At 59.2% G+C, this 228-nt stretch carries 1 pseudogene; it reads left to right on the top strand.

The window, feature by feature from the left end:
- Positions 1–228 (top strand): annotated as a pseudogene (locus QP363_RS13655) (TrkH family potassium uptake protein); the annotation flags it as partial.

Below are 228 nucleotides of genomic sequence, written 5' to 3'. Positions count from 1 at the left end.
TTTGGGGACTGTTGCCGGGGCCATTGGCTTCCCGGTGGTCTTGGATATGTGGCGTCATCGTGCCCGCCCGCGCAAATGGTCTGTGACCACGAAAATCACGCTGGTGACCTATATCAGCTTGGCGGTGCTCGGCGCGGTTTTCCTGGCGGTGCTGGAATGGAATAACCCGAATACCCTGGGCAATTTGGCGGTGGCCGATAAAATCAACGCCGCGCTCACGCTGTCGGT

Origin of the sequence: Corynebacterium sp. UMB6689 (assembly GCF_030215295.1) — a bacterium.
Classification (GTDB): Bacteria; Actinomycetota; Actinomycetes; order Mycobacteriales; family Mycobacteriaceae; genus Corynebacterium; species Corynebacterium aurimucosum.
This window is presented reverse-complemented; position numbering and strand designations above follow the sequence as displayed.